We start from the raw sequence: 20,320 nt of genomic DNA, 5'->3' as shown, positions 1-20,320 counted from the left end.
TTACAAACTTTCCACGTTGGGTCTCTCGATCGATTTCGCTGCTACCGCTAGCGCTATTGAATCGACAACAATGTCTGGCACATCCGTATCTAAACGTACGTACCACCAATTGGGTTGCGCAAAAGCTTTACACTTCATGGCATCTTTCGCCGTCATAACCACCGGTTTATCAGCGAAGTCGGTTAAGTCTTTTGCAGAAAAAGCATAGTGATCGGGGAAACTATGACGATTAAAATTATCCACCCCCAACAGTTCTTCGAGGGCATTAAAATATTTCTGCGGGTTGCCAATCGCCGCAATCGCTTCAAAGCGGTCAAATGACGTTAATTTTTCTAAACTAAATTCCTGTGCGGTTTGCAAGTGCACTAAGGTGCATAAACGCGGGGAGAAACAGCAAACCGATTGGTGTAACGGCAAGCCCTGCTCAACCAACATTTGTTGAATTGTATATTCAGCATCAACAGCGCCAGCCAATAAAATATGATCAACACGAGTAAGTCTATTCAGGGGTTCTCGCAATGGCCCTAAAGGTAAACAGTGGCCATTCCCCAGCAGTTGTTTCGCATCGACTACGGCAATTTCTATTTCTCGCCCCAAACGATAATGCTGGAGACCGTCATCCGCTAACACCAGATCACAGTCGAACTGCTTCAACAGTAATTCCACGGCCGCAACGCGATCTTCCGCCACTACGACGGGCGCACCGGTTAGGGTAAATATTTCGAGCGGCTCATCGCCCACCGCATGCGCTGTTGACGCTTTATCTAAAACAATTACGTCGGCGCTGCCAGGGCTACTTTTTCGTCCATAGCCACGAGACACCACTCCCGGATTGAACCCGCGCTGTTGCAAGCGTTTTACTAGCGCGACCAATAACGGCGTTTTGCCTGTGCCACCAACGGAAATATTGCCAACAATAACAATTGGTACCGGAAAGTATTTCGCGTCTGCCTGCAATCGCTTGCGCCGAGCATCACTTAAGCCTCGAAACAAAAGTTCTAAGGGGAACAACAGCCACAACCACCCCGGTCGACTATACCAGCGACGCTGAATGGCTTGGCTCAGCCAACTTGCAAGTCGCGTTGCCAAGGAGGCTGAGGTGTGACGGGCTGAGTTAGGCATTTATATAAATGTCGATAACGACAAAAGATAACAGCGCGAGTATTGCCAGCACTAACGCGTGCTATTCGCTGCCGACTCTTCTGCAGGCGCTTGGGTGGTAAGGCTGAGGTTGCTGTACCCCATTTGTCCGGCTAGATCCATAACCGCGATAATCGCTTGATAGGCTGCGTTAGCGTCACCGGTAATGATAAAGGGCAGCTTTGTATTGCCACCGGCAACCTCATCGATAGCGGTACGCAAGGTGGCGAGTTGCTTGTTAACCAAGGCCTTGCCATTTACCGAGTAACCGCCCTGGCTAGACACCAAAACTTCTATTTGCGCGGCCGCAGTCGGCTGAAGTTCACCGTTAGCCTCGGGTAAATCGAGCTCTAAATGGGTTTCTTTGGTGAAGGTCGTAGAGACCATAAAAAAGATGAGCAAAAGAAACACCACGTCGATTAACGGCGTTAGGTTGACGCTTTCTTCTGCTTTTACTTGTCGTTTAAACTGCATTGCTAACGCCCTAGGCCACTTTAAGATCGACGCGACGATCGCTGTGCAAAGCGTCTACAAGTTTGATCGCTTCTTGCTCCATGGTTACGACTAAAGTGTCGACCCGGCGCACGTAAAATCGATGTGCCATCATGGCTGGAATCGCAACGGTCAAGCCCGCCGCCGTGGTGATTAGCGCTTCTGAAATACCACCGGCGAGAACACCAGCATTACCGGCGCCCTCTAGGTTTAGCGCGGTAAAAACTTTAATCATGCCGATAACCGTACCCAGCAAGCCAAACAGTGGCGCAATTGCGGCGATTGTTCCGAGCGCGCCAAGATAGCGTTCCATATCGTGAACAACTTGGCTGGCGGCTTCTTGAATACTGTCCTTCATTACATCGCGGCCGTGTTTTGAATTGCTGAGTCCAGCGGCAAGAATTCGGCCCAGCTGAGACGAGCGGCGCAGCTCTTTTAGTTTTTCACTGTCGAGCTGATTTTTCTGAATCCAACTCCAAACCTGACCAAGCTGATGCTTTGGCGCGATTTTGGCGGGATTTAACGACCAGTAACGCTCTACGCTAATCGCGATAACGGCGATAGAACAGATTATGATCGGCAGCATTAACCATCCGCCGGAGGCGATTATTTCGAACACTCATCACTCCTAATATTACTGTCGTTGGAATTCTTATTAATATTGTTATTGTCTGTTGCGCAGGTTTTACCCATAACGTGGCAAGTTAAAGCCTAGGAACCCATACAGCGCGGTATGATACCCGATTGTCGGCAGTTTTGCCGCGCCTGTTTCAGCAACGGGATTTGAGTCTCACTCCAGCCACAAGCGGCGCCGCTGCTGCCTCTCTCTACTTAGGCTAACACCCCCGCTTAAGTCAAAATTGAACACCAGAGCGCCGTCTAAATCTGTGCGCAACAGATGGCTCCCTAAATCTTGATAGCGCTTCTCGATACTGGGATGCGGATGATGGTAACGATTTTGATAACCTACGCTGAACAAAACGTATTGCGGTTGAAGCGCGGCAATAAACGCGTTGGTGGACGAGGTTTTACTGCCGTGATGAGGCGCGACCAACAAGTCTACCCCGGCAGCCAAACGTGGATCGCGCAGCAAGATTCGTTCGACTGGGGCTTCGATATCGCCGGCAATTAAGATTCGCCTGCCTTCAAAACTAACTAACAACACACAGGAACGATTGTTGGATTTAAGCGTGGCGTCAGCTTCGGCATTGACCATTGTGCCGGCTTCTGGCCAGAGCACTTCAAATGTTACACCGTCCCACTGCCACGCGGTTTGATCACCGCACGCTTCGACTTCAACGGCACGGGCATTCAGTGCAGCCCTAATTCCACCTGCAGATGATTCTGGCACGGCCAAGCTACGCTCTACCCGCTTAGGTTCTCCGCTAATAATCCGCTCACTAGCTATCATCGACAACAGACCGGTGGTTCCGCCGTTATGATCGCTATCGCCATGGCTAACCACAAGCGTGTCAATATGGGTTCGCCCCTGCTGGTATAAGTGGGGGGCAATAACACGGCTGCCAATATCAAAGCTTTCACCAAAACGGGCACCGGTATCGTAAACAAGGGTGTGTTTTGGGGTTGCGATTACCACCGAAAGCCCCTGCCCCACATCTAACATGGTAATACCAAGTGCCGATTGCTCTGTAGATTTTGGAATTAAGGTCACCACAAGCAACAACAAACCCAACACGCGATAACCGACAGCTTTTGGCGCCAACAGTAGTACCACCCCCAGTAAACCCGCAAGCATCAAAACGCCGCCCTGCGGCGAAATAGTCGGATGCCAAAGCAAGGGGTTTTCCATTGCGTAATCACTCATAAGTTCTAACCCGCGAACCGCTAGAGTTAAAACCCAATCCGCCAGCTGCAAAAATAAATGGCCTACGCGCAAACTCACCAATCCAGTGATACCAGCCAGCAGCAACGGCGGTATCACCGCAAATGACACCAGCGGAACGAAAATCAGGTTTGCCACAGGGCTGATAAGGCTAACGGGTAAACCCAACAGCGCTAAGGGCACTAGCATTCCGACAAATAAAACCAACTGCGCACGCAATAGACTAAGCCATTTAGCCGGCTCGATAACACGGCACGAAAAGCTGTAGATCAAAACCGAAACAGCGGAAAAGCTCAGCCAAAAACCCGGCTGGATAAACGCAAAGGGATCGAGCAATGTAATCGCCATTACCGCGATCACAAGACAGCGCGCATAACTAAGCCTGCGCCCAAGCCAATAACCAAGGTTGAGCATAACCACTAAAATTAAAGCGCGCTGGGACGGCACACCGAAACCAGATAAGAGCGCATAGATAAGTGCGAAAAGCGACGACATTGCGGGCGCTAACCAACGCACCCCAAGCGGTTGCCAGATCGCCAACAATCGCGCCAACCAATGAAAAACCGCAAAGCAAAACCCCGCGACCAAGCCAATATGCAAACCCGAAATGGCCATAAGATGAATCGTGCCGGTATTTTGCAAGCCCCGCCAACTGTCCGCCGAAATATCCGACCTATCGCCGAGCAACAGCGCCAGCAAAAGGCCGCGATTCTGAAGCGACACCTCAGCATCATCACCATCGGCGCCGGAGGGCAAACCGCCAAATAAACGCTGTTTGATCTGATAGCGCGCAAGGTTTATCGATAATCGCGGCTGCGAATCAACGAGCAATACCTCCGCGCGCATTTTAAGATAACCGCTAGCGACCACCTTGCGGGTAAGCAACCAGGCCTGATAATCAAAACCGTTGGGGTTAACGGTTCCTCTCGGGCGCCGCAAACGAACCTTAGCCTGCCAGAGCTGGCCAGGAACAAGCATCGTCTCCGACGGAAGGTCGTACCAGCTTAAACGTATCAACTTGCCAATGAGCTGCTCGCTATAGTTCGCCGCATCGCCACCTTCTGGCGCCGCCACTAAAGCGATAACTTTCGCGTAAAAGCTGGCTTTTTCAGAGCCTTTTTTAAAACCCTCTTGGTATTCCGGCAGGCTCGCCAAACGGAATTGCAGCTCTATATCTTTTTGCTGCCACGCCTCCGGTAGCTGACTCTCAATCAACGCCTCTAGCCTCGCGAGGTTGCAAGCGTAAGCGAGTAGAAACAGCGCGACAGGCGCAGCAACACAAGACCAACCAGACACATTCTTGTTATCAACAAAGGCACGGTTAGTAACCCTATGATTAACAGCCCCGCGATTACAGCTAACACCGCGATAGCTAAGCCACTGCAGAAAACCTAAGCAGGCAGACACAATAATAAGTATGTGCGGTATATAAGGTGGGATCTCGCTCGCGGCAAGCGGCAACAACACCGGCAAGCCAGCCCCCAGAGCGGCGGCGAGCAACAAACTTAGCGCCCGAATGGGCGAGATAGGGGTATTCATCTTCCAATCCTTGGAAATTTTATTTTATTCTGTCGAGCCGTTTAAGCACACAATCGCGGTAGCAAAGTGCTAGGCCTCTAGGCATAATACTCGCCCTCAGCCCCCTGCCGAGTTGACCGATAATGGCGGGGCTAGCGAATTGAAGCCGAACCGTTTCAGATCGGCTATCGTATATCAGACATGTATGTTGATATACCTGCTGTTTAACGCCTGATCATGTAAGCCATTTCTGTGAGCAGTTGTAGTACCTATGCCTCGAAACATTATTAAACGTTGGATGCCTGATCCCAGCAAGGTACGTAGCTTACCCGGCGTGAGCCTACTCGGCACCATGATGCACGACCCGAATCTGTTCCATATGAACCGTCACTCCGTTTCGGTGGCATTTTTTGTGGGGTTGTTTATCGCCTTTATGCCGGTTCTTGGGCAAATTCCTTTAGCCGCGCTAGGTGCATTACTGTTTCGTTGCAACCTTCCCATTACTGTTGGGCTAATTTGGGTTAGCAACCCCCTCACCTTCCCCTTTATCTTTTTTGCCACATACAAACTCGGCGCACGACTGCTGCAAATTCATCCGCGGCCATTTGAGTTTCAAATGTCTTGGGATTGGTTTGCCACTGAGTTTCTAATGATTTGGGAGCCATTAGTCCTTGGCTGTTTTATGGCGGGGTTATTTTTTGGCTGCTTAGGCTTTATCACCATTCAGTGGACTTGGCGCTGGCATGTCATACAGAAATGGAAGCAACGAAGCAAACGCTATAAAGCCCGAACACAAAAATAAACGACCAACAAATTCCCTTCACAGATTACTCATAGCGCAAGGCTTCAGCTGGCTGTACGCGGCTCGCTCGCCACGCGGGATATAAGGTCGCAAGAAAACTTAGACCGAGGGCTGTTAGCCCCACCTGCAGAATGTCGCCCAACTGAATCTCGCTCGGTAGATACGTTAGCGGATAAACATCAGATTTTAAAAACTGCACACCTAAAAACCGCTCTAGCCAGCCGACAACATCCGCAATACCCGTAGCCAGAATACACCCAGCGACTAAGCCTATAGCCGTTCCAACCAAACCGATAAAGGTGCCCTGCACCATAAAAATCGCCATAATCGACCGAGTAGAAGCACCCAGCGTGCGTAAAATTGCAATATCGCCCTGCTTATCCACCACCACCATTACCAAGGTTGAAACCACGTTAAAAGCGGCAATCGCGACAATTAGCGACATCAACAACCCCACCAGACTCTTCGACATATGTATAGCGTGGTAAAGATTGCCGTGGGTACGCGTCCAATTATTACCGTAGTAACCCGCCCCCAACTTGACTAAGTTTTCGTAAACCACACGCGGGGCATCAAACAGGTTCGCCAGTTTTAAACGAACGCCTGTAACGCGATCAGGCGACCCGGTTAAATTGGCCGCTGCTACCAAACCGGTAACGGCGAGAAGGTTGTCCAGCTCGGTACCAGAATGAATTATGCCGGCTAAGCGAAAATACGCAATTCTCGGGGCGGCCTGTTGATGGCTAAAATCCGGCACCACCAACATCACTTTATCGCCCACCTCTGCCGCCATCTGTATCGCAATATCGCGGCCGAGTAACAGCGCTTCAGCATCGCTTGCGAGACTGTTATAAACATCCGCAGAAACATATTCAGACAAGCGCGACACAGCACGTTCCGCCTCTACATCGACGCCGTATAGTGCGACAGGAACGGTAATGTTATCCAAACTGGCAAGTGCATCTAAATTGACAAACGGAGCCACACCCAGCACTTGTTGATCTTCGCTAATACGCGCAACCAGGTCTGGCCAATCTTCTACGCCGCCACGTTGATAAATAGCCGCTTGCGGTACTAGCCCCAATATTCGCTCACGCAATTCACGATCAAAGCCATTCATCACCGATAAAACCGCTACCAATAGCGCCACACCAACTGCCAAGCCAGTAATGGATATTGCCGATAAAAAAGAAACTAGCTGGCTGCGCCGCCGCGCACTGGTGTAGCGCAGGCCAATAAAAAATGCGAGGGACTGATTCATAGGTAAGACACACGGCCGCGAGGCGTTAGCCAGACGGGGATGCGAGCGAAGACAGCCAGCGAAGTCGATACTTTAGCGCTAAAGTCCATCCGGCTCGCCTCCCTTAAGATGCAAACCACCCTCGCTTAGATGGTAGGTTTTATCCATGGTTGCGGCCAGCTTATTGTCGTGAGTAACCACAACAAAACTGGTTGAAACTTCACGGCTTAGGGATTTCATAAGCGCTTGAATAGACTCGGCATTTTTCTCGTCAAGGTTACCGGTTGGCTCATCCATTAACACACACGCCGGCTGATTAACGATTGCGCGGGCAATAGCAACTCGCTGCCGCTCACCGCCGGACAATTCTGACGGCTTGTGACTGACACGCTGCAGCAAACCAACCTTGGTTAACATCTGCTCTGCACTTAACAAAGCTTGCGAGCGTTTAACGCCAGCGATCAACAAGGGCATGGCAACGTTTTCGACCGCGCTAAATTCCGGCAGAAGGTGATGAAACTGGTAGACAAAACCCAGCGACTGATTGCGAATGCGACCACGCTGATTGTCTGAACAACTAGAAAATGGCTGCGCAAGTAAATCTACTCGACCCTTGTCGGGTTTATCTAAACCACCCAGCACATTCAACAAGGTGCTTTTACCACTGCCCGACGAACCGACAATAGCAATATGTTCACCGGCAAACAGCTGTAGGTCTACACCAGTTAGCACTTCGATTGTTTGAGGACCTTGACGGTAATGTTTTACCACCCCAAAACATTCCAATACGGGTTTTACCATGTAAATTCCATTCTTCAATGTCGTAGATTGTTAACAAGCTAAATTCATTCCGCAGGCTAGGTTCGTTACGCAGGCTAGGTTCGTTACACAAACTTAAGTGTCGTAACGCAAGGCTTCGGCCGGCTCGATGGTCGAGGCCCGATACGCTGGGTATAGGGTTGCCAGTAAGGCAACCACAACAGCCCCAAGCGTAACCACCAAGGTGTCATCTAAACGCCACAACGAGGGCAGATAGGGTACAAAATAAATATCGGGGTCGAATATTTGTACGCCGCTAAGGCGCTCTAGGCCACCGACAATTTCCGGTAACCACACCGCCGTAACAACACCCAAGGCAGCACCAATTAATACCCCTAACACACCAATAACCAGCCCCTGCACAATAAAGATATGGACGATGTCGCCGCGGGTCATCCCCAGAGTTCGAAGCACCGCAATATCGCTGCGCTTTTCTGCCACCATCATGATCAAGCTAGTGACAATATTAAAAGCCGCCACCGCGATAACGATACTTAACATCAAGCCAACGACAGTTTTTTCCATTTTTACCGCCTGAAACAAACTGCCTTGGGTTTCACTCCAGTCGCGGGTTTTATAATCTTCACCCAGTTGCTGTTCCAACGCCTGTAACTGCTGAGGCGCGGTATAGATATCGTTAAACTTTAATCTCAAACCATCGACCGTACCGCCGGTACGAAACAACTTTTGGCCGTCCGCCAAGTGAATAAGCCCGAGGTACTGATCAACTTGCGCGCCCACCTCAAACACACCAACCACGGTAAAGCGCTTGGTTCGCGGAAAGATTCCCGCAGGCGTTACCGACACCTGCGGCAAGGTAACGGTAATCTTGTCGCCGAGGGCAATTCCCAAAGACCGCGCCACCAATGAACCGAGAACAATGCCGTACTCTCCGGGTTGCAACGCATCGAGGCTACCCAGCAATACGTATTCCTCGACAATCGACACCTGTCGCTCCTGCTCCGGCAATACCGCTTGGATTTCCACCGCTTTTACGTTCTTGCCGTAGTGAATGAGTGCCTTGCCATCCACAAAGGGCGCAGAGCCTTCTAACCCCGACGTCGATACGATTCGGCTTTGCAAGTCGCGCCAGTCTTCAAGGCCGCGACTATCTTCTATACTACCGTGTGCGACAACGCGCAAGATTCGCTCTTTCAACTCTCTGTCGAAACCGTTCATTACCGACAAGACAACGATCAGGGCGAACACACCCAGCGCCATACCGGCGAAGGCAAATAGGCTAACAAACGATATATAGCCGTTGCGGCGACCCGCGCTAGCGTAGCGCAGGCCGATGAGGTTGGGGACAAAGAATGGGGTATTTAGCTGCATGGCGGTGATTAAACAGGAGAAGTTTCTCGGGGACAAGCGGCAGCAGGATGAACTATTATTAAAGCGACTACAAACAGGTGATAATCAAACGTCTATGACTGATTCCTTAAAGCCAACCACGGCTTCCCAAACAACGGCAGGCGGACGTGAACGCCGAGATTTTTTTCGCGTAAGCCACGATGTTATCTTCGATTCTAAAATCGTCGATGCCTTTACCGCCGAAGAAAGCAGCCCAGAACTCGAATTTGAAGACTCTGTGGCGATGTCGATGCTGAACGAATTGCGCACTCTCGACCGCGATAATATTCAGACTTTGCGCCTTATCACTGAAAAAAACCGGCTGTTAGGCGACTATCTGCAAAGCTTAAGCAACAAAATAGACTTAATTGCACGCCATACCTTATTTGCCCAGACAAGCAGTAACGACGACAAAGAGGGCCTACAAAATAGGCCCAAAACCCGTATTAATCTTAGTGAAGATGGCGTAGCCTTTATTTCCGACCGAACCCTATACAAAGGCGCATGTTTAGCACTTAGAATGGTTTTCTTGCCCAGTTATGCGCAAGTTGTGACCTTCGCCAAGGTGATTCGCTGTGAGCCAAAAGAAAAACAGTATCAAATTGCTGTGCGCTTCCACCGCTTGAGTGATCGCGATCGGCAAGAACTATCGCGGCAAATTATAAGAGCGCAAGTCGCTCAAAAAGGCGTACAAAAGACTAAGTAAGCAGCCTCACAAATACAAAGCCCTTGGCACAAACACCCTAGCGCAGAATTATTTATTTACGTTATTTAAGACTCTAGAGGACAGAACAGGATGACAACTATGCTACCCGCACACGCATCAACAACCACGGCAGGAATCTCTGCACGGGTTACTAAAGGAAAAACTCGTCGATGCGCGCTTGTTGTCGCTATGGCCTCCGGCTTAAGTCTGGCAGCAATATCGGTTAGTGCCGAAACCGTTCAAATGCCTCGCCCCGAAACCGCAGCGCGAGTCGCTTCGAGTGCAACGCTACCCAACCGTGGCATGACCAAAGCGCAAGTCGAACAACGCTTTGGCGCCCCACAAACTAAAGAAGGGCCAACCGGTGAACCACCCATTTTCTATTGGGAATACACCGACTTTACCGTTTATTTCGAATCTAACTATGTTATTCACGCTGTGAATAAACACAAAAGTCAGTTACAAAAGTAATCACCAAGCCCCCGTTTCCTCAGTCCGCTCGTTAAGCCCCGTCGGCATTGCGCCAGATGGGCTTGACGGGTTGCAAACAAACGCTTTTTGTAGCGGCATGTTCAACGAGGGATTCTCGCCGCGCGTACCCGCAATAGTTTACAATTCGCTCCCCAGTCAAATCTAAGTCGCCAATAGCTGTTATTCATGTCCACTTTAGCCAATACAAACTCCAGCTCAGCAACACCTTCGGCTAGCAAGCCAAAAGTCATTGTCGGTATGTCCGGTGGTGTCGACTCCTCCGTTGCCGCCCTACTGCTATTGCAGCAAGGTTACCAAGTGGAAGGCCTGTTCATGAAGAACTGGAACGAAGACGACGGCACCGAATACTGTACCGCCATGACCGACCTGCTGGACGCCGCGGCGGTGTGCCAAAAGCTCGGCATTCACCTGCACACGGTAAACTTCGCACAGGACTACTGGGACAATGTATTCGAGCATTTTTTAGCCGAATACAAAGCCGGGCGCACGCCTAACCCTGACATTCTCTGCAACCGCGAGATTAAATTTAAAGTGTTTCTGCAGCATGCCGAAGCGCTCGGCGCCGAATTTATCGCTACCGGCCACTATGCCCGCAGTCACCGCGAGAACGGCCGAACCTATTTGCGCAAAGGCCTCGATGGCAACAAAGATCAAAGCTACTTTCTCCACGCCGTTGGTGAAGCCGAATTCAGCAAAACCCTCTTCCCTGTTGGCGAGCTGGAAAAGCCCGCAGTTCGCCAGTTGGCGGAGCAACACGATTTAGTCACCCACGACAAGAAAGATTCCACCGGCATCTGCTTTATCGGTGAGCGCCGCTTTAAGGATTTTCTCGAAACCTACCTACCCGCGCAGCCAGGCAAGATTATTAGCCCCGACGGAACCGTGATTGGTGAGCATCAAGGCTTGATGTACCACACCATTGGCCAGCGCCAAGGGCTGGGTATCGGCGGTGTGCCTGGCGCCAAGGACGAACCCTGGTATGTGGCGCAAAAAGATCTGGAAAACAACAATTTAGTGGTTGTACAAGGTAAGAATCATCCGCTTTTATTTGCCCCAGCGCTTAGTGCCAGCCAAGTGCACTGGATAAACGGGGAGCCAAAGCCGGCCGGTTATCGCTGTCTAGCCAAAACACGCTATCGGCAGCCGGATCAGTGGTGCACCTTGGAATCCTCTGATAGCGACACCATATCGGTTGTGTTCGATGAACCTCAGCGCGCGGTTACCCCAGGCCAGTCGATAGTACTGTACGATGGTGACATCTGCCTTGGTGGCGCGGTCATCAACTTCCCCCAATAATTCGACAGGAAACACTCTTGGATAAGTCTTGGCGCAATATTGCACTTGGTCTCGCAGGTATGGCGCAAGCCGCCAGTTTGGTCGAACAGCTAGCAAAAACCGGTTACCTAAAAAGCGAACAGTTTGAGACGGCAATGAAAAGCTTGCTTGTCCAATCGGCGACCGATGCCGAGCAGGTCTTCGGCAGCGTCTCGACGCTAAGCGACGGACTGAACACACTCGAGCTGCTGCTGAAGCAGCATCGCGACCCCAAAAACGCCGACCTGCTGCGCTATATCTTAGGGATACTGCACCTCCAGAAACGTTTAGCGCGGCGCAGCGATGTGCTCTACATCATTGGCGCGCGCTTAGAAAAGGTGGAAAAGCAGGTGGAGATGTTTGGCCTCAGCCACGACAACGTGGTGAGTAATGTGGCGGATATTTACACAGACACTATTAGCAAATTTCAATACCGCATTCAGGTTAACGGCGAGTACAACTACCTCCAGCAGGCTAGAGTCGCCGCGCAAATTCGCTCCCTACTACTTGCCGGTATTCGCGCAGCAACCCTGTGGCGTCAAGCTGGCGGCTCTCGCTGGCACTTAATCTTTTACCGCAGCCGTATCGAGCAGGCGGTGTCAGACCTACTCGGCGAAAGCAAAGCGCTAAATTAGACCGCTTCCAAAAACAGCCCTACAAAATAGTCCCACAAAAACTGTCACCGCGTTAAAGCCGCTGAAATATCCCCGCGAATCGGGTAAACTGCGCGGCTTTTCCGTTAGGGGAATTTCAGCTGCAGATCTCCAAAGACGTACCGTCTCGAGAAGAAGCTTGCTTGACCTCCCCTCACCATATCCACAACGCCAAACACCGTGTTGAATCGCTGCGATTATCGCGTCAGTTCAGCCTCTGGCCCCAGCCTTGAGATCGTAAACACTATGGAATTATCAGCCCTCACCGCAATTTCGCCTATCGACGGTCGCTACGGTAGTAAAACCGCCGAACTACGTCCAATCTTTAGTGAATTCGGCCTGATTCGTTGCCGAGTCGAGGTTGAAGTTCGCTGGCTGCAGCGTTTGGCGGAGCACAACCAAGTTCCAGAAGTTCCGGCCTTTAGCGAGTCTGCACAAACACTTCTCAACCGTATCGTAAGCGATTTTAGCGAAGCGGATGCCAACGACATTAAGACCATCGAGCGCACCACCAACCACGATGTTAAAGCCGTGGAATACTTTATTAAAAACAAATTCAAAGGCAACGCGGAGCTCGAAGCTATTTCCGAATTTGTTCACTTTGCCTGCACCTCGGAAGACATCAACAACCTGTCCCATGCGCTAATGCTAAAAGATGGTCGTGACCAAGTGCTGTTGCCACAAATGCGTGACATCACCAACGCCATCGCCGATATGGCCATCGCCTACGCCGAAGTGCCAATGCTATCGCGTACCCACGGCCAAACGGCATCGCCAACAACTGTCGGCAAAGAATTCGCCAACGTTGCAGCTCGACTTGCACGCCAAGTGCAGCAAGTATCTGCGGTACAACTACTGGGTAAGATAAACGGCGCCGTCGGCAACTATAACGCCCATCTATCCGCCTACCCAAAACTCGACTGGCAAGCCAACGCAGAAACATTTGTTAGCAGCTTGGGATTAACTTGGAACGCCTACACCACACAAATTGAGCCGCACGACTACATTGCCGAACTATTCGACGCCATCTGTCGCTTCAATACCATTTTGTTAGATTTTAATCGCGACGTGTGGGGCTACATTTCGCTGGGTTATTTCAAGCAAAAAACGATCGCCGGTGAAATTGGTTCGTCGACCATGCCGCACAAGGTCAACCCAATCGATTTCGAAAACTCAGAAGGTAACTTGGGAATTGCCAACGCGGTATTTAATCATCTCGCGGCTAAACTGCCGGTTTCCCGCTGGCAGCGAGATCTCACCGACTCCACGGTATTGCGCAACATGGGTGTCGGCTTCGGCTACTCGCTGATTGCCTACGCGTCGTCGATGAAAGGCATTAGCAAACTACAGATTAACGAAGTTGCCCTCGCCAAAGACTTGAACAACGCTTGGGAAGTGATGGCCGAGCCGATTCAAACTGTTATGCGTCGCTACGCCATTGAAGGCGCTTACGAAAAATTGAAAGAACTTACCCGTGGGCAAGCGATTACCGAGCAAGTTATGGCTGAATTCCTGGATACCTTGGATATTCCCGCCGATGCCAAAGCCGAGTTAAAGGCCATGTCACCGAGCAGCTACATTGGTAACGCAGTCGCTCAGGCAAATGCAATCAAAGACTACCTAAAATAGGCTACGGCTACCTAAGACTTAAGATCCACAACAACTATGACTCAAGCGCGCTTAACACATCTTGGCGATATGCCGATCGAAACCTTTTTAAGGGACTATTGGCAACAAAAGCCACTGCTTATCCGTCAGGCCATACCGCAATTTGAATCGCCGCTGTGTGGTGACGAACTTGCAGGCCTTGCACTAGAAGAGGATGTGGTCTCGCGCTTAGTGATAGAAAAGCCAGAACAAAACCAGTGGTCACTTACTCACGGACCGCTTGCTGACGACGCCTTTGCCACCCTGCCCAGCTCCCACTGGACACTACTAATACAGCACGCCGATCTACTGGACCCAGAGGTCAACGCACTGCTCGATTTGTTTCGCTTTATTCCGAACTGGCGGCTAGACGACATCATGATTAGCTACGCAGCAGACCAAGGTGGTGTCGGCCCGCATTTTGACTACTACGATGTATTTTTACTGCAAGGCGAAGGTCGACGCCGATGGCGTATCGGTCAAACCTGCGATAGCCATAGTGAAATGCTCGAAGACCAAGACATGAAAGTGCTAAAGGATTTCGACACCCTGCACGACTGGATCGTCGAACCAGGGGATCTACTGTATATTCCGCCAAATGTTGCACATTGGGGAACCGCGGAAGGAAACTGCATTACCTACAGCATTGGCTTTCGCGCACCCAGCTACAGTGACATCCTGCTCGATTTAACCGAAGAAGCCGCCTCTCACTGCAATCCGGACCAGCGTTATACCGACCCAAACCTGCCACTGCAAGCGCATACGGGAGAGCTCTCGTCGAACAGTATTGAGCAATTAAAAGCGATTATTGCGAGCCAATTAGGTGACGAACAACAGCTGGCGAATTGGTTTGGCAGCTATATGACTCGCCCGAATCCCGGCGGCCAATTCGCCGACGAAAATGCGCTTAGCGAAGATGAACTCAACGCTGAATCCATCGCGCTATCGCGCTTTGCTCGCTGCGCTTTTTACCCGATTAGCACAGCAACTGACGATGCCGCTAACAAACAAACCACTGACCAATGTCAGTTGTTTATCAATGGTGAGGCCTGGGAATGTTCACGCGCACTCGCGCAGAAACTAAGCGCTTATCAAGCGATCCAATACCAAGACGTAACGGCTGAAGAACGTGAACTGCTGCGCCAACTTGCCCAGCTTGGCTGGTTGGTAGACGCCGATGAAACATAACGGCTAGGCCACGCTCTTTAAATCCTTAATCTACTCCGAACTTGTCTCTAAGCGCTGCGTCATGGTCTCGCACTCGGCGATTAAACTCGGGTTCGGATTATTGTCTTGCGACTGAAATCGCTGATCAATACCTTCTAAGTCCCTTAATAGCGCTCGACTGACATCACCAGCGGCCTGAGTCTTCCCCATTAGCGTAACCGCCATATTCTTTTCAATCAAAATCTCAGCTATGGCGTAAAATCGCCCGCTGGCGTTCATGCGCTCGGCGGTAAATTGGTTTAACGCTTCCGTGCGCTGAAAACCCACTGAGTGACAACGCTGACTGTAGCTAAGTGCCTTGCGTAAAAACTCGTACTCACCGATAGCCCGCTCGAAGATCAACGGTGCAAAGGTGGCCAAACTCGTACCGGGTGGCAAACTGTAGGCAGCACTCCCAGACTCTGAGTTTGCGTCGGCTTTTAAGCCATCACTCGCCCAAGCTGAAGAGCCGTCGGCGGGAAACAAAAGCGCAACCTCCTGTGACACCAACGAAAGAAGCTTTGAATCAATTTGCTGTTGTTGCGCACTATTGCGTTCGAGGGTTGAAACAACAACAATCCCAATTACGGATATTGCTGCAGCCATGAACACCGCTGCAGCCTCGGTAACGAGATTCCGCCACGACAATTGCGGTTGAGGTATGGGTGACCGACTCCAAACGCCCATCGACACCGTGGTTTTAAGCCGGTATACAATCAGTGCTGTAGCAGCTAAAGTCCACAACACCGAACAGACCAACAGCAAACCACTAAACGTGAAAAGTAATGAGGCGAGTAACACAACGGCAATAACAGTAGCGGCTACGGGGGCAAACCAAGTCTGCAGAGCTGATGGTGCAACGCGAGCCTTAAACCATTGCTTAAGGAGCAAACCCTCTATGCACTGCAAAAAATCAGCTTTGCTGGCGGCGTCAGCGAACTCAATCGAATGTATTTTTTCAGCGTCACCATTGGCAACGCTTACATCTATACGGTTGGATTTTTTCTCGCGCTGATTATTGGCGGCTTTACTATTGATTGCTTTACGATCTTGATGGCTGCTAAGTGTTGTAACCCTATCGAATATCAGCGTTTTATACGCACTTTTCTCTAGTGCTTTAAATGGATGGATATTATCCCTTAACTTTTGCTCCAACTGAGCCAAGTTTAGCTTTTCGCAGGAGCCGATTAAGACCGCTGTTTTAGCGAGTATTATGACATTATCGTTATTCAGGTTCGGGTTTATCCAAAACTTCATGCGCGCGCCTTTTTGGTCGGACATTGTTTGTACTTTTCTTTTCTATATTTCTTATATTTTTTGGCTTGGCTTTAATCGATTTTTGTTTAAAACTCTTATTATTCTCTACGGTTTAAAAGTAACAATATTAAAACTTGCGGTGACTCTTGCGGTGACTTAGATTGAATCCTAACATCCAGCACACGACCGCAACAAGATTACCAACCAACGACCATTTTACTATGATGACTGTAAACAATAATTTTGACCTTCGTATGGTTAGCTGGAACGAGTATGCGGACGCCCTTACGGCTATACGCCATCAGGTTTTTGTCACTGAGCAGAATGTACCGATAGATGAAGAAGTTGATGATTTTGATCGGGCGGTCGCTACTCAGCACTTACTCGTCTACCTAGACCACAAACCTGTCGCTTGCGCACGTCTGCTCTCAAGTGGTCAAATTGGTCGCATGGCTGTACTCGTAGAACATAGAGGCTGTGGTATTGGTCGTATAATGCTGCGTAGTTTATTACAGCGCCGGCTCGCCGATGTTGGCGACAACCTCAATCCCCCCTTTTTACACGCACAACTTCACGCCATTGGCTTCTACCGCAAAGCCGGGTTTATCGAAACCGGCGACGTATTTATGGATGCCGGCATCCCCCACCGCAATATGAAGTTAGATCGCAGCAATGCAGACACCTACACATTTATTTATGGTGACGAGGTGATTCGGCTTGAAAGTGCGGCAATGTTAAACCAACACATTGGCCAACAACTTAACATTGCGCGTCGAAGCTTTGATTTATATTGCGGTGAATTACATCCAGCTATTTGGAACAAACCTCAAATAGTCGCGGCAATATCGGCGCTGGCGCGCTTAAGCCGCAATTCGTCGATACGCATCCTGCTGCGAGATAGCTCAACGCTAAAGGGCAACCGAAATGCCCTAGTGCAGCTCAGCCAGCGACTACCTAGCCGAATGGCAATTCGAGTGCTGACAACAGACGAGGCTACCGCCAATATCAGTTATGGAATAATCGACCAAAAGCGACTGGTATTTCTTAACGATGAAGCGAACTTTGTTGGCTTTGCCAAGTACAACGCGGCTGCGGAATCTCGACGTCAACTTGATGAGTTTGAAAGACTTTGGCAGTACGGCAGCGCTAGCGACCCGAATTTAGCTCAGATATTTATTTAATTGGCGTCCAACTCGATACCAAGCACGTTGCCATCAAAACTAATGGGATACTTTTTCAAACAGTCTAATGTATTAGCTAGAGGCCCTTGCGGCCTACCGGATTCTAACTCGAACTCAATGCCGTGAGCACGACAGCGTAACTTGTTGCCCGGTAATTGCGTTGCCGTGGTAAGCGCAACATCCATATGCGGGCATCTGTTTTCAATAAGGTAAGGCGTCCCATCACTTTGTATCAACAAAAGATTTAATCGCCCCACCTGAAAGGCTTTTTGATAGCCGTCGTAGAGTAAATGTATTTTTTCTAAAGGGAAAAAAACCATAGTATTCCACCTCAATTACACTGCCATCCGTGGAATTCCACCCATTGCCTGGAGGCCAACGGCAATATCAATTGCCCACAACAGGACAACCTCGACCCCAACCGAATCAAGCCAAAAAACGACCAATCCCAGCACTCGGGTTTTCAAATCGCTTCCGTTAAACCAAAATCAAACAAGCATCGACGAAGGTTTAACGAAAGCGCAGCGATAAAACCCAACCATCAAAATAGGCTTTCAGGCGCAATTACAAACTGAGGTCGCGATTACTTGCTTTAATAAATTCTTTTTTCAGATCTTCGTAGCTATGTACCGCAGGGAACTGAGGAAACTCTTCAATCACATTCTGTGGCGCGCTGAATAAGATTCCCGCATCAGCCTCAGTCAACATAGTGGTATCGTTATAGGAGTCGCCGGTTGCGATAGTACGATAATAAAGGCTTTTAAAGGCACAAATCGCTTGTCGTTTTGGGTTCGCTTGGCGCAGATTGTAATCCACTACCTTACCACTCTCATCAACGGTTAGCTTGTGACACAACAGAGTCGGATAGCCCAACTGCGCCATCAATGGCCCGGCAAACTCGTAAAAGGTATCGGAGAGAATGACCACCTGAAAACGCTCGCGCAGCCAATCCAGAAACTCTGCAGCACCAGGAAGCGGGCTCAAGGTGCTAATCACCTCTTGGATTTCCGTTAAACCCAGACCAGCCTTGTCCAACTCAGCCAACCGCATGGTCATCAATTCATCGTAGTCTGGGATATCGCGGGTAGTCGCTCGCAGCGCTTCGATACCGGTTTTTTCAGAAAAAGCGATCCATATTTCAGGAATCAAAACACCTTCAAGATCAAGACAAGCAATTTCCACACTCTGCTCCTTAGGCAATATTATCAGTGGCTATAAGGCGGCAAATCTACAGTTTTCGCCAGCACTTGGCAAATCTTCCGCGGTAAATAGAGACACCTCTAACCGAGAAGTTTACAAAGAATAGTTATAAGCCTAGCGCTGTTCATTATTTCTCATGAGGTGACAGCTCTGGTATTCTTGCCGCCAAAATCGGACACCTATAGCAATTGCTCAAAAACTAGGCTAGTTCAACCCAGTTTATTGGCACTTCAGCTATGAGCAGCCCTTAAATAGACCACCAGAGATACGAGCCCTAGCATGACGAACCCCCTAAACCTCGTGGATATCGACGCCGAACTTCAGTTGGCAACACCGCAAGACATCGTGAAGTACGCACTCGAGCAACACGACAATATTGGAATTTCCTTTAGTGGTGCAGAAGATGCAGTCCTCGTAGACATGGCCTGTCGAATTCGTCCGGGGGTGCAAGTATTCTGCCTAGATACCGGCCGCTTGCACAGTGAAACCTACCAATTCATCGAGCGAGTACGGAAACACTACGACATTAAGCTCGACATTCTCGTGCCCGACGCCGACATGGTGCAGAAGCTGGTCTCTGAAAAAGGCTTATTTAGCTTTTACGAAGACAACCACAAAGAGTGCTGCGGAATTCGTAAAGTTGGCCCCCTTCGCAAGCATTTATTGACGCTGGACGCTTGGGTTACTGGACAACGCAAGGATCAAAGCCCCGGTACGCGCACGAATATACCGGTGATTCAAAATGACAAGATGTTCGCCCGCCCTAACGAAACCCTGACCAAGTTCAACCCGCTGGTAAATTGGACCTCACAGCAGGTTTGGGACTACATCCGCGCTGAAGGTGTGCCGTACAACCCGCTGCACGATCGTGGCTTTGTCTCGATTGGTTGCGAACCTTGTACCCGACCAGTTGGTCCAGGTCAGCACGAGCGCGAAGGTCGCTGGTGGTGGGAAGAAGCCACCAAGAAAGAATGCGGGCTGCACGCGTCCAACACGCGCAGTAGTTCTGGGAGATTGTAAAAGCACAGTTTTGCCCCCATCATAGCGGAAATTGTTGAACTGAATGTTTAGCTGTTGAACCGAACATAAACGCTCGGCAAAAGACGACCTCAATGACCGAGATGGGAACCTTATTATGACAATCACCCTTGTAAAAAAAATTCTAGCGGACGGCACGCCCTGTAAGAAGTGCGGTGACGTACTTGCCAAGCTCGAAAGTAGCGGTCAAATGTCCGCCATTGATCGTATCGTAATTGCCGATGAGCGTGATCCCAGCAGCGAGGGCATGGTGCTAGCCCAACAGCACGATGTGAACCGTGCGCCGTTTTTCCTAATCGAAGAAGAAGGCAAAGAAACCCAGATCTATACGGTTTACATGAAGTTTGTAAAAGAGGTTTTAGAGCAGAAAACCGAAGAAAAAGACGAGCTTCGCGAGATTATGGAAAACAGTGACGACCTCG

General features: G+C 50.0%; 20 protein-coding genes. 10 read left to right on the top strand and 10 right to left on the bottom strand.

The genetic code is table 11. The features are described from left to right. The 4 genes from lpxK to IDZ20_RS09790 form a co-directional block, all read right to left on the bottom strand. Complete coding sequence (lpxK, locus tag IDZ20_RS09805) at positions 1-1,122, bottom strand: tetraacyldisaccharide 4'-kinase (RefSeq protein ID WP_188151258.1); 1,122 nt, start codon at positions 1,120-1,122, stop codon at positions 1-3. A 51-nt stretch (positions 1,123-1,173) separates the two neighbouring features. Then, positions 1,174-1,614: an ExbD/TolR family protein gene (locus tag IDZ20_RS09800; RefSeq protein ID WP_188151257.1), complete on the bottom strand. Its 441-nt coding sequence runs from the start codon at positions 1,612-1,614 to the stop codon at positions 1,174-1,176. Between the two features lie 10 nt (positions 1,615-1,624). Then, positions 1,625-2,251, bottom strand: coding sequence for a MotA/TolQ/ExbB proton channel family protein (locus IDZ20_RS09795; RefSeq protein WP_188151256.1), 627 nt, complete (start codon positions 2,249-2,251; stop codon positions 1,625-1,627). Between the two features lie 171 nt (positions 2,252-2,422). Then, positions 2,423-5,014, bottom strand: coding sequence for a DNA internalization-related competence protein ComEC/Rec2 (locus tag IDZ20_RS09790; protein ID WP_188151255.1), 2,592 nt, complete (start codon positions 5,012-5,014; stop codon positions 2,423-2,425). Positions 5,015-5,264: 250 nt separating this feature from the next. On the opposite strand from IDZ20_RS09790, the gene IDZ20_RS09785 reads away from it, so the two are divergent. Next, on the top strand, positions 5,265-5,795 hold the full coding sequence (locus IDZ20_RS09785; RefSeq protein WP_188151254.1) for a DUF2062 domain-containing protein: 531 nt from the start codon (positions 5,265-5,267) through the stop codon (positions 5,793-5,795). 25 nt (positions 5,796-5,820) lie between these two features. On the opposite strand, the gene IDZ20_RS09780 is transcribed toward IDZ20_RS09785, so the two are convergent. The 3 genes from IDZ20_RS09780 to IDZ20_RS09770 form a co-directional block, all read right to left on the bottom strand. Beyond that, positions 5,821-7,056: a lipoprotein-releasing ABC transporter permease subunit gene (locus tag IDZ20_RS09780; RefSeq protein WP_188151253.1), complete on the bottom strand. Its 1,236-nt coding sequence runs from the start codon at positions 7,054-7,056 to the stop codon at positions 5,821-5,823. A 78-nt stretch (positions 7,057-7,134) separates the two neighbouring features. Beyond that, positions 7,135-7,836, bottom strand: a complete 702-nt coding sequence (locus tag IDZ20_RS09775) for an ABC transporter ATP-binding protein (RefSeq protein WP_188151252.1) — start codon at positions 7,834-7,836, stop codon at positions 7,135-7,137. A 93-nt stretch (positions 7,837-7,929) separates the two neighbouring features. After that, positions 7,930-9,186, bottom strand: coding sequence for a lipoprotein-releasing ABC transporter permease subunit (locus tag IDZ20_RS09770; protein WP_188151251.1), 1,257 nt, complete (start codon positions 9,184-9,186; stop codon positions 7,930-7,932). Between IDZ20_RS09770 and IDZ20_RS09765 the strand changes: the two genes are divergently transcribed. The 6 genes from IDZ20_RS09765 to IDZ20_RS09740 all read left to right on the top strand — a co-directional run bounded on the left by IDZ20_RS09765 (position 9,185) and on the right by IDZ20_RS09740 (position 15,204). Further along, complete coding sequence (locus tag IDZ20_RS09765; protein WP_245792241.1) at positions 9,185-9,910, top strand: PilZ domain-containing protein; 726 nt, start codon at positions 9,185-9,187, stop codon at positions 9,908-9,910. The two genes, IDZ20_RS09770 and IDZ20_RS09765, sit on opposite strands and share 2 nt — an antisense overlap. A 90-nt stretch (positions 9,911-10,000) precedes the next feature. Further along, entirely contained in the window at positions 10,001-10,381 is a 381-nt protein-coding gene (locus IDZ20_RS09760) for a hypothetical protein (RefSeq protein ID WP_188151250.1), read from the top strand. 186 nt (positions 10,382-10,567) lie between these two features. Beyond that, positions 10,568-11,698: a tRNA 2-thiouridine(34) synthase MnmA gene (gene mnmA / locus IDZ20_RS09755; protein ID WP_188151249.1), complete on the top strand. Its 1,131-nt coding sequence runs from the start codon at positions 10,568-10,570 to the stop codon at positions 11,696-11,698. 17 nt (positions 11,699-11,715) lie between these two features. Further along, complete coding sequence (hflD, locus tag IDZ20_RS09750; RefSeq protein WP_188151248.1) at positions 11,716-12,351, top strand: high frequency lysogenization protein HflD; 636 nt, start codon at positions 11,716-11,718, stop codon at positions 12,349-12,351. A 264-nt stretch (positions 12,352-12,615) separates the two neighbouring features. Continuing rightward, the gene (gene purB / locus IDZ20_RS09745) at positions 12,616-13,998 is read left to right on the top strand and encodes an adenylosuccinate lyase (RefSeq protein ID WP_188151247.1); all 1,383 of its coding nucleotides are present in this window, start codon (positions 12,616-12,618) and stop codon (positions 13,996-13,998) included. A 36-nt stretch (positions 13,999-14,034) separates the two neighbouring features. Continuing rightward, positions 14,035-15,204, top strand: a complete 1,170-nt coding sequence (locus tag IDZ20_RS09740; protein WP_188151246.1) for a cupin domain-containing protein — start codon at positions 14,035-14,037, stop codon at positions 15,202-15,204. Positions 15,205-15,234: 30 nt separating this feature from the next. Here IDZ20_RS09740 and IDZ20_RS09735 read toward each other — a convergent pair whose 3' ends face one another. After that, a complete protein-coding gene (locus IDZ20_RS09735) occupies positions 15,235-16,503 on the bottom strand; it encodes a hypothetical protein (RefSeq protein ID WP_188151245.1) in 1,269 nt (422 codons plus the stop codon). Between the two features lie 197 nt (positions 16,504-16,700). On the opposite strand from IDZ20_RS09735, the gene IDZ20_RS09730 reads away from it, so the two are divergent. After that, a complete protein-coding gene (locus IDZ20_RS09730) occupies positions 16,701-17,660 on the top strand; it encodes a GNAT family N-acetyltransferase (RefSeq protein ID WP_223144940.1) in 960 nt (319 codons plus the stop codon). Here IDZ20_RS09730 and IDZ20_RS09725 read toward each other — a convergent pair. Then, positions 17,657-17,980 carry a Rieske (2Fe-2S) protein gene (locus tag IDZ20_RS09725; RefSeq protein ID WP_188151244.1) on the bottom strand — a complete coding sequence of 108 codons (324 nt, stop codon included), beginning with the start codon at positions 17,978-17,980 and terminating at the stop codon, positions 17,657-17,659. The genes IDZ20_RS09730 and IDZ20_RS09725 overlap by 4 nt on opposite strands. Before the next feature lie 244 nt (positions 17,981-18,224). After that, on the bottom strand, positions 18,225-18,842 hold the full coding sequence (thrH, locus tag IDZ20_RS09720; RefSeq protein WP_188151243.1) for a bifunctional phosphoserine phosphatase/homoserine phosphotransferase ThrH: 618 nt from the start codon (positions 18,840-18,842) through the stop codon (positions 18,225-18,227). Between the two features lie 297 nt (positions 18,843-19,139). Here thrH and IDZ20_RS09715 point away from each other — a divergent pair, with 297 nt between their 5' ends. Continuing rightward, positions 19,140-19,880: a phosphoadenylyl-sulfate reductase gene (locus IDZ20_RS09715; RefSeq protein WP_188151242.1), complete on the top strand. Its 741-nt coding sequence runs from the start codon at positions 19,140-19,142 to the stop codon at positions 19,878-19,880. A gap of 115 nt (positions 19,881-19,995) precedes the next feature. After that, positions 19,996-20,320: hypothetical protein (locus IDZ20_RS09710; RefSeq protein ID WP_188151241.1), on the top strand; the 325-nt coding region annotated here is incomplete at its 3' end.

It is taken from the genome of Teredinibacter waterburyi, from assembly GCF_001922985.1.
Classification (GTDB): domain Bacteria; phylum Pseudomonadota; class Gammaproteobacteria; order Pseudomonadales; family Cellvibrionaceae; genus Teredinibacter; species Teredinibacter waterburyi.
This window is presented reverse-complemented; position numbering and strand designations above follow the sequence as displayed.

Bases quoted from the DNA above. Each gene is read 5' to 3' on its own strand.
- IDZ20_RS09800 (WP_188151257.1), bottom strand. From the start codon at position 1,614: ATGCAGTTTAAACGACAAGTAAAAGCAGAAGAAAGCGTCAACCTAACG.
- IDZ20_RS09790 (WP_188151255.1), bottom strand. From the start codon at position 5,014: ATGAATACCCCTATCTCGCCCATTCGGGCGCTAAGTTTGTTGCTCGCC.
- mnmA (WP_188151249.1), top strand. From the start codon at position 10,568: ATGTCCACTTTAGCCAATACAAACTCCAGCTCAGCAACACCTTCGGCT.
- IDZ20_RS09770 (WP_188151251.1), bottom strand. From the start codon at position 9,186: ATGCAGCTAAATACCCCATTCTTTGTCCCCAACCTCATCGGCCTGCGC.
- purB (WP_188151247.1), top strand. From the start codon at position 12,616: ATGGAATTATCAGCCCTCACCGCAATTTCGCCTATCGACGGTCGCTAC.
- IDZ20_RS09785 (WP_188151254.1), top strand. From the start codon at position 5,265: ATGCCTCGAAACATTATTAAACGTTGGATGCCTGATCCCAGCAAGGTA.
- IDZ20_RS09715 (WP_188151242.1), top strand. From the start codon at position 19,140: ATGACGAACCCCCTAAACCTCGTGGATATCGACGCCGAACTTCAGTTG.
- IDZ20_RS09740 (WP_188151246.1), top strand. From the start codon at position 14,035: ATGACTCAAGCGCGCTTAACACATCTTGGCGATATGCCGATCGAAACC.
- IDZ20_RS09730 (WP_223144940.1), top strand. From the start codon at position 16,701: ATGATGACTGTAAACAATAATTTTGACCTTCGTATGGTTAGCTGGAAC.
- IDZ20_RS09735 (WP_188151245.1), bottom strand. From the start codon at position 16,503: ATGTCCGACCAAAAAGGCGCGCGCATGAAGTTTTGGATAAACCCGAAC.
- IDZ20_RS09775 (WP_188151252.1), bottom strand. From the start codon at position 7,836: ATGGTAAAACCCGTATTGGAATGTTTTGGGGTGGTAAAACATTACCGT.
- lpxK (WP_188151258.1), bottom strand. From the start codon at position 1,122: ATGCCTAACTCAGCCCGTCACACCTCAGCCTCCTTGGCAACGCGACTT.
- IDZ20_RS09780 (WP_188151253.1), bottom strand. From the start codon at position 7,056: ATGAATCAGTCCCTCGCATTTTTTATTGGCCTGCGCTACACCAGTGCG.
- IDZ20_RS09760 (WP_188151250.1), top strand. From the start codon at position 10,001: ATGACAACTATGCTACCCGCACACGCATCAACAACCACGGCAGGAATC.
- IDZ20_RS09765 (WP_245792241.1), top strand. From the start codon at position 9,185: ATGGCGGTGATTAAACAGGAGAAGTTTCTCGGGGACAAGCGGCAGCAG.
- IDZ20_RS09725 (WP_188151244.1), bottom strand. From the start codon at position 17,980: ATGGTTTTTTTCCCTTTAGAAAAAATACATTTACTCTACGACGGCTAT.